This window comes from Kitasatospora sp. NPDC057512 (genome assembly GCF_042802135.1).
Lineage (GTDB): Bacteria > Actinomycetota > Actinomycetes > Streptomycetales > Streptomycetaceae > Kitasatospora.
The window spans coordinates 1-8,167 of the sequence record NZ_JBHVET010000363.1; the positions used below are offsets into that span (position 1 = coordinate 1).

Annotated in this window: 8 protein-coding genes; 1 reads left to right on the forward strand and 7 read right to left on the reverse strand. The window is 73.2% G+C overall.

Features of this window, described 5'->3' with window-relative positions; genetic code table 11:
- Positions 1-174 precede the first annotated feature (174 nt).
- From ACFU6K_RS22795 to ACFU6K_RS22810, 4 genes are all read right to left on the reverse strand, one after another.
- Entirely contained in the window at positions 175-573 is a 399-nt protein-coding gene (locus tag ACFU6K_RS22795) for a hypothetical protein (RefSeq protein WP_380665781.1), read from the reverse strand.
- A complete protein-coding gene (locus tag ACFU6K_RS22800) occupies positions 570-938 on the reverse strand; it encodes a WhiB family transcriptional regulator (RefSeq protein WP_369808359.1) in 369 nt (122 codons plus the stop codon). The genes ACFU6K_RS22795 and ACFU6K_RS22800 overlap by 4 nt, the downstream gene beginning before the upstream one ends.
- Before the next feature lie 170 nt (positions 939-1,108).
- The gene (locus ACFU6K_RS22805) at positions 1,109-1,552 is read right to left on the reverse strand and encodes a hypothetical protein (RefSeq protein ID WP_380665783.1); all 444 of its coding nucleotides are present in this window, start codon (positions 1,550-1,552) and stop codon (positions 1,109-1,111) included.
- 271 nt (positions 1,553-1,823) lie between these two features.
- Positions 1,824-3,992, reverse strand: a complete 2,169-nt coding sequence (locus ACFU6K_RS22810; RefSeq protein ID WP_380665793.1) for an ATP-dependent DNA helicase UvrD2 — start codon at positions 3,990-3,992, stop codon at positions 1,824-1,826.
- Between the two features lie 277 nt (positions 3,993-4,269).
- Between ACFU6K_RS22810 and ACFU6K_RS22815 the strand changes: the two genes are divergently transcribed.
- Positions 4,270-4,527, forward strand: a complete 258-nt coding sequence (locus ACFU6K_RS22815; RefSeq protein WP_218203367.1) for a mycoredoxin — start codon at positions 4,270-4,272, stop codon at positions 4,525-4,527.
- 74 nt (positions 4,528-4,601) lie between these two features.
- Here the strand turns inward: ACFU6K_RS22815 and ACFU6K_RS22820 are convergent, their stop codons facing one another.
- The 3 genes from ACFU6K_RS22820 to ACFU6K_RS22830 form a co-directional block, all read right to left on the reverse strand.
- Complete coding sequence (locus ACFU6K_RS22820) at positions 4,602-5,441, reverse strand: GntR family transcriptional regulator (protein ID WP_380665786.1); 840 nt, start codon at positions 5,439-5,441, stop codon at positions 4,602-4,604.
- Between the two features lie 210 nt (positions 5,442-5,651).
- Positions 5,652-6,593, reverse strand: a complete 942-nt coding sequence (gene nudC / locus ACFU6K_RS22825) for an NAD(+) diphosphatase (RefSeq protein ID WP_380665789.1) — start codon at positions 6,591-6,593, stop codon at positions 5,652-5,654.
- 70 nt (positions 6,594-6,663) lie between these two features.
- On the reverse strand, positions 6,664-8,067 hold the full coding sequence (locus tag ACFU6K_RS22830) for a dipeptidase (RefSeq protein ID WP_380665791.1): 1,404 nt from the start codon (positions 8,065-8,067) through the stop codon (positions 6,664-6,666).
- Positions 8,068-8,167 lie beyond the last annotated feature (100 nt).

The following is an 8,167-nucleotide window of genomic DNA, read 5'->3' on the forward strand; positions in this document are numbered from 1 at the left end:
CCCCCGACGACGGGGAGCGGCCTGCGGCACGACGGGGGTGGTTCGAGGTCCGGCGACGACGGACCGGTGTCCGACGGTGATTCCGGCGGCGGACCGGTGTCCGGCCGTGGACCAAAGTCCGACGGGGCCCTGTCGAAGACGGGCCCCAGGCCCCGGCGGGGCCCTGCATCAGCGCTACATCAGCGCGACGGCGAGCGCCTTGCGGGCCCGCATCGAGGCCCGCTCGGCCCGCTGCCTGAGCTTGCGGGCCCGGACGACCCGGCTGACGAGCCGTTGGTTCTCGGCCTCGTGCAGCCTGTCTTGCATATGGGCACGGGCCAGGGATTCGTGGAGGAGTTGCATCTCGAGGATCCTGTTCTGGGTCTGACGTTCGGTGGCCTGCTCGGCGCGGGCGGTGGGATCGACGGCGGCGGGGTTCATGTCGTGGTCCTGCTCGTGGTGCTTGCTCGGGGACGTGATGCGGGCTGCGGCGTCGGCCTTGGCGGCGGCGATCCGCACGGATCGGCGGAGGGCGCTGTCCAGCGGGGGCTGCTCTCCGCGGCGGACGACCCTGGCCTCGTGGGCGGGGTTCATGCCATGACCTCGGTCTTGCGCGGACGGCCACGGGGACGCTTGCGCGCCACCACGACGCCCTGGACGAACAGCTCGCCGCCCCAGACGCCCCACGGCTCGCGCCGCTCCAGGGCGCCGGCCAGGCAGGCCTCCTTCACCGGGCAGGTGCCGCAGAGCGACTTCGCGTACTCGACGTCGGCCGGCGTCTCCGCGAAGAAGACCTCGGGGTCGAAGGCGCGGCAGGGGATGGGGAGACCGAGGGACTCGGCCTGCTCGATCGAGCTGAGCTGCATGGAAGGAACCTCCGGGGGGTCGGCCTGGTCGGCCTTGGTGATCTGGCTTGTCGGCGGTACGGACGGGGTGGGCGGTGTGATGACCGTGGACACTGTGGGCGTCTTCCTCGTCTTTTCTCAGTGGTTCCGGCCCAGGTGACTGGTGGTGCTGGGCCGGAGGCCCCGGAGGGCCTGGGTGGTCTTGCGTACCGGACAAAACAGAAGGGCCGCGGATCCCGGTGTGACGGGTTCCGCGGCCCTGGAGGTGCCGACCTGAGGCTGGCTCAGGTTCGTTCTCTCCAGGGTTCAGGGCCGCGGAAGGCCTGCATCCGGATGGCCTCGGCGCCCGCGAAGGCGGCCATGGCCTGGTTAATCTGCTGCTCGTTCTGCTTCTGGGTGTTTCCGGCACCGACGACCTGCGCATAGCCGCCATGCATGGCGGCGGCTACTGCTGCCTTCGGTGCCTGGGTCGGTCGCTCGTCGCGCAGGGAGCACGACGTACCGAACGACGCCCAGTCACGGGACAGACCGGTCTCGACAGAGGTGCCTTCGAAGCTCCTGCCGCCCGTGAAGCACAGATCAGTGTGTCCAAGACCACTGACAACGGGAGCGGAGACACCGGTGGTGTCGAGACCCAGACCGGTTCCACCGAGCTCGGCGAGCGCCCGCAGACGGGCGGCACGCAGGGAGGCAGCGACAACGGTCTGGCCAGTCATTTTGGTGATCATGATGTTTCCCACTGTCTTCGCCTCCTCTCGGCGTCTCGCGGAGCCTGGTCTCCCTGGCTCCGAATGTTCGGATGTCTGTCTCGGTAAAGCTCTCGGGCGAGGGGCATCGGCACAGGTTTCACCCCGTGCGACCGCGTCCCCTTGACCGCTCCGGCAGGCTATTGCGCTCCCGGTACGCGGCGCAAACTATTTTTCACGCGAGTTCTTCGGCACGTCACACGACGGGTTCCGAAACCCTCGGAGCGGCCCCTGGGACCGCGCTCGGACCTGCTCAGGCCTGATCGGCCGGACCGCCGTCCTCGACGTCGTCCGGATCCTCCTCGGGCTCCTCCCCCGCACACAACGAGAGCACGGCGGCCCCGTACTTGTCCAGCTTCATCGCGCCGACCCCGGAGATGGCCGCCAGCTCACCGCGGCCGGCGGGCACGTCCTCGGCGATCGCCATCAGCGTGGCGTCGGTGAACACCACGTAGGCCGGCGCGCCCTGCTTCTTCGCCTGCCGGGCCCGCCACTCGCGCAGCCGCTCGTACAGCCCCTCGTCCATCGTGGACGGGCAGCTCTCGCAGCGGCGCAGCTTGCGCTCGACGGCCTCGGTGAGCACCTTGTCGCAGACCCGGCACTTGACCGGTCCGCGGGCCCGCCGGGCGGCGGAGCGCTCGCCGGGCTCGACGCCCCCCCGCCCGCCGCGCGCGCCGGTGCGCGCGCCCGGGGCGGCGGAGCCGGGGCGCAGCCCGTCCAGGAAGCGGGTCGGCTTGCGGCTGGCCCGGCCGCCCGGGGAGCGGGAGAGCGCCCAGGAGAGGCTGAGGTGCTTGCGGGCCCGGGTGACGCCGACGTAGAGGAGGCGGCGTTCCTCCTCGACCTGCTCGTCGGTCTTGGCGTAGATGATCGGCAGGGTGCCCTCGGTGAGGCCGACCAGGAAGACGGCGTCCCATTCGAGGCCCTTGGCGGCGTGCAGCGAGGCGAGCGTGACGCCCTCGACGGCCGGGGCGTGCTGGGCCGCGGCGCGGGCGTCCAGCTCGGCGACGTAGGCGGCGAGGTCGGTGTCCTGGCCGGCCGCGGTGCGGGTGCGCTCGAACTCCTCGGCCAGCCGGACCAGGGCGGCCAGCGACTCCCAGCGGTCCCGGACGGCACCGGAGCCGGCCGGGGGCTCGGCGGTGAAGCCGCGGGTGGCCAGGACCGCGCGGACCTGGCCGGCCAGGTCGGGGGCGCCGTCGGTGAGCGGGTCGGAGGCGGCCCGGGCGGCGCCGCGCAGCAGCACGCCGGCGTCCCGCACCTCGGGGCGTTCGAAGAACCGTTCCGCGCCCTTGAGCTGGTACGGCACGCCGAGGTCGGCGAGGGCCTGCTCGTAGACCTCGGACTGGCCGTTGGTGCGGAACAGCACCGCGATCTCGCTGGCGCGCACCCCGGCGGCGAGCAGGTCCTTGATCCGGCGGCCGGTGGTCTCGGCCTCGGTGGGCTCGTCCTCGTACTCGGTGTAGACCGGCTCGGGGCCGGCCTCGCGCTGGGAGACGAGCTCCAGGCGGTGGCGGGCGGCCTCGCCGCGGGCTTGGGCGAGCAGTCCGTTGGCGAGGTGGACGACCTGGGGGGTGGAGCGGTAGTCGCGGACCAGCTTGACCACCGTCGCCTCGGGGTGCCGGGTGCGGAAGTTGAGCAGGTAGTCGGGGGTGGCGCCGGTGAAGGAGTAGATGGTCTGGCTGGCGTCGCCGACGACGCAGAGGCTGGCGCCGCCGTCGGGGCCGGTCCACCGGTCGAGCAGGCGCTGCTGGAGCGGGGAGACGTCCTGGTACTCGTCGACGGTGAAGTGCCGGTACTGGGAGCGGACCTGGTCGGCGATGTCCGGGCGGTCCTCCAGGATGGCGGCGGTGAGCAGCAGGACGTCCTCGAAGTCCATGCTGCCGCGGCGGCTCTTGGCCTCCTCGTAGACGCGGTAGACCTGGGCGGTCTCGGCCGGGTCGCGGGGGGCCTCGCGGCCGGACTTGGCGACGGCCGCGGGGTAGTCCTCCGGGGCGATCTGGGTGACCTTGGCCCATTCGATCTCGGCGGTGAGGTCGCGCAGTTCGGTGCGCTGGACGCGCAGGCCGCAGCGGCCGGCCGCCTCGGCGACGAGCTGGACCTTGCGTTCCAGGAGCTGGGGGACGGGGCCGCCGACGGCGCGCGGCCAGAAGTACTGGAGCTGGCGCAGCGCGGCGGCGTGGAAGGTGCGGGCCTGGACTCCCTCGGCGCCGAGCTGGCGCAGCCGGCCGCGCATCTCGCCGGCGGCGCGGGCGGTGAAGGTGACGGCGAGGACCTGCTGGGGGTGGTAGACGCCGCTGCGCACGCCGTAGGCGATCCGGTGGGTGATGGCGCGGGTCTTGCCGGTGCCGGCGCCGGCCAGGACGCAGACGGGACCGTGCAGGGCGGTGGCGACGGCGCGCTGCTCGGGGTCGAGCCCGGCGAGCACGGCGTCCGGGCCCGTGTCGGCACCGGGGTCGGCCCAGGGGGAGCCGTGGGGGCCGTCGTACGGGCTGCCGCTCAAGAGGTCTTCCTGCATGCGTTCCATCCTCTCAGCCCGGGGGGACATCGCGGACGGGGTTGTCCACAGGCCCGGTGTGATCGCAGGATGATCACTCCGCGCGACGCGTGACGCGCGACGGTCGACGGCGCTCCGGAATGTCCGCCGCCCGGTGGACGTTCCTGCCGGAGACCGTACGCCCCCCTCTTTCGAAGGAGCCCCCTCGATGTCCGGCACCGTGACGATGTACAGCACGACCTGGTGTGGGTACTGCAACCGACTCAAGAGCCAGCTGGACCGTGAAGGCATCGGCTACACCGAGATCAACATCGAGGAGGACCCGGCGTCGGCGTCCTTCGTCGAGTCGGTGAACAACGGGAACCAGACCGTCCCGACGGTGCTGGTGACGCCGGTGGGCGGCGGCGAGCAGGTCGTGATGACCAACCCGAGCCTGCTGCAGGTCAAGAAGGCCCTGGCGGCCTGACCCCACCGGGCCCGCACCCACCCGCCCCGGGCCCGACCGGCCCCGGTGGCCCGGGCCACCGGGGCCGGCGCGCGTCACGGCGCGTCGGCCCGGGCCGGGTCGACGGGCGCGGCGGGGGCGGGCAGGGTGGTGCGGGCGCCGAGGTCGCCGACGCCGTAGACGAGCCGGCTGCGGTCGGCCGAGTAGCGGGTCTCGATGACCCGCACCGGCCCGCGCCGGTCGTAGGTGACGCGGGTCTGCACCATCAGCGGCACGCCGGGGCCGCCCTGGAACCACTGGGCCTCCTCGGGGCCCGGCATCCGCGCGACCAGGTGGTCCACCGCGCCGATCTCGGTGCGTCCGAGGACGGCGAGCACCGCCTCGTCGCCGCCCTCGACGGGGTCGGGCTCCATCAGCGGGGTGCCGGCGGCGAGGCCGGCCCGGTAGTGGCTCTCCTCGATGGAGTACGGCTCGCGGTCGAGCAGCCGCAGCTGGCGGCGGACCACGATGGCCTCGCCGGGGCGCAGTCCGAGCCGTTCGGCGATGTCCACCCGGGCCCGGACGATCATCATCTCGAAGTCGGTGCCGAGTTCCCGCCCGGCTTCGGCGGCCTCGCCGAGGTAGACGTCGGAGGGCGCGGCGAGGCAGTCGCGCGGCGCGGGGGTCAGGCCGGGGCCGTAGGCGCGGTGGTCCAGGACGGGGTGTTCGCGCAGGTACGTGCCCTTGCCCTGGAGGCGGACCAGGCGGCCCTCGTTGACCAGGACGTCGACGGCGAGCCGGACGGTGTTGCGGGCGACGCCGTACTGGCGCTCCAGTTCGCTCTCGACCGGCAGGGCGGCGTCGGCGGTGAACTCGCCCTCGGCGATCCGGCGGCGCAGGTCGGCGGCGAGGCGCTGGTATTTGGGGGATTGGGCGGTGCCCCGGGGGATTGTCACCCTCGTGAATGTAGCGAGCACGGTGAGCCGGTATCAGCCGTTTCCGGCAATATCGTCCGAGCGGGTTGAATGCGCCCCCGCGCCGACCCCTCCCGGTAGCAGAACTGGCCCGTCCGGATACGAACAGCTGGTCGTGGTGAATTCGGGAAGGGGTTGGAGAGAAAAAAGGGGGCGCATGGAATTGACCACGCGCCCCCCTTTCGTCCTGGATTACCAGCGCGCCGCCGAGGGCAGCGGCTCCCCGTACCAGAGCTCGACCAGGTGCCGGGCGATCGAGATGCCGGACGGCGGCAGGATCTCGCCCGCCTCCATCCCGGCGCGCAGCTCCTCGCGGGAGAACCAGCGCGCCTCGGCCAGCTCCTCGCCGTCCACGGTGATCTCGGTGCCGCCGGGCAGCGCCCTGCCCAGGAAGCCGAGCATCAGGCTGGACGGGAACGGCCAGGGCTGGCTGGCCACGTAGCGCACCTCGCCGACCTTGACGCCGGCCTCCTCGTGCACCTCGCGGGCCACCGCCTGCTCGATCGACTCCCCCGGCTCGACGAAGCCGGCCAGCGTCGACCAGCGGCCCTCCGGCCACAGCGCCTGGCGGCCGAGCAGGCAGCGGTCCTGCTCGTCGGTGATCACCATGATCACCGCCGGGTCGGTGCGCGGGTAGTGCTCGGCCGCGCAGGAGGTGCAGCGCCGCACGTGCCCGGCGCCGGCCTTCTCGGTCGGGTGCCCGCAGCGCGAGCAGAAGCTGTGCAGCCGGTGCCAGTGCTCCAGCGCCACGGCGTGCACCAGCAGCCCGGCGTCCCGGTCGGACAGCAGCCCGCCGACCTCGCGCAGCCCGGCCGGGCGGGCGTCGCCGTCCAGCCGCCCGGGCAGGCTCTCGCCCGCCAGCGCGAAGTACGAGACTCCGTCCTGGTCGGTGCCGAGGAAGTACCGGTCGCCGGTCTGCGGCGCCTCGAAGGAGGGCATCAGCACGAGTTCGGTGCCCTGCGCGGTGTCGACCACGAACGCCTCGCCGCCGGCGATCGGCAGGACCCGGGTGCTCGGGTGGCTCCAGGCGGCCGCCAGCCAGGGCTCGTCGAGGCGGTGCTCGGCCGCCCGGTCCACTCCGGACCGGGCCAGGGCCAGGGGCAGCGGGCGCTCGGTCTCAGGCACGGTGCTCACGTCTGTTCCATCCCCATGTGGTGAATCATCCGGATGAGTGATCTGGCTGCCATGGTGCGCGCGGTGGGGGTCATGCCCCCGGCCGGAAGTTCTCGGCCAGGTCGCCCCAGAGGTACGCGGCCGTCTCCACGCCCTTGGCCAGCAGGTCCAGCTCGACCTTCTCGTTGACCGAGTGCCAGCCGTCCGAGGGCACCGAGATGCCGAGGAACAGCACCGGCGCGCCCAGCGCGTCCTGGAGGTCGGCGGCCGGGCCGGAGCCGCCCTCGCGGGTGAAGAGGATCTTCTGCTCGAAGGCCCGCCCCATCGCCCGGACGGTGGACTGGAGCGCCGGGTGGTCCAGCGGGGTCAGGCAGGGCCGGGTCGCGCCGGGGAAGACCAGCTCGTACCGGACGCCCTCGGGCACCCGCCCGGCCACCCAGTCCCGCACCGCCTCGCGGACCTTCTCCACCTCCTGCCCGGCGACCAGCCGGAAGGACAGCTTGAGGTGCGCCGAGGCGGGGACGATGGTCTTGCCGCCGGGGCCGGTGTAGCCGCCCCAGATGCCGTTGACCTCGGCGGTCGGGCGGGCCCAGATCCGCTCCAGGGTGGAGTAGCCGGCCTCGCCGCGGGTGCCGTACGACTTGGCGACCCGCAGCCACTGCTCCTCGTCGAAGGGCAGCTCGGCGAACAGCTCGCGCTCGGTCCCGGTGAGCTCGACGACGCCGTCGTAGAAGCCCGGGATCGCGACCCTGCGGTCGGCGTCGTGCAGGGCGGCGGCCAGCTCCGCCGCGACCTGGGCCGGGTTGGGCACGGCGCCGCCGAAGGAGCCGGAGTGGATGTCGGTGTCCGGCCCGTACAGGTCGATCTGGGCGTCGGCCAGGCCGCGCATGCCGGTGCAGACGGTCGGCGTGGTCGCGGACCACATGCCGGTGTCCGAGATGACGACCACGTCGGCGGCCAGCCGCCCGGCCTCGCGCCGGACCAGGTCGGCGAAGTTCGGCGAGCCGGACTCCTCCTCGCCCTCGATCAGCAGCTTGAGGTTGACGGCCGGCGCGGTGCGGCCGGTGGCGGCCAGGTGGGCGCGCACCCCCAGGGTGTGGAAGAACACCTGGCCCTTGTCGTCGGCGGCGCCGCGCGCGTACAGCCGGCCGTCGACCACGGTCGGGGTGAACGGCTCGGTCTCCCAGCCGTCCTCCCGGGCCGCGGGCTGCACGTCGTGGTGCCCGTAGACCAGGACGGTCGGCGCGGACGGGTCCCCGGAGGGCCACTCGGCGAACACCGCCGGCAGTCCGTCGGTCTCCCACACCTCGGCGACCGGGAAGCCGGTCTCCGCCAGCTTGGCGGCCAGCCACTCGGCCGAGCGCCGCACCTCGCCGGCCCGGGCCGGGTCGGCGGAGACCGAGGGGATGGCCAGCCACTCGGAGAGGTCGGCGAGGAACGCGGCCTGGTGCTGGTCGATGTAGGAGCGGACGACGCTGTCCGGGGTTCTCGTCATACCGACGACTGTAGTTCGCCCGTGCGGGTGCCCGCCCCGGGCGTCCGGCTGCCGGGCGCTCCCGGCTCTGTAACATGCGTCACCCCCGTCGCGGCAGGGG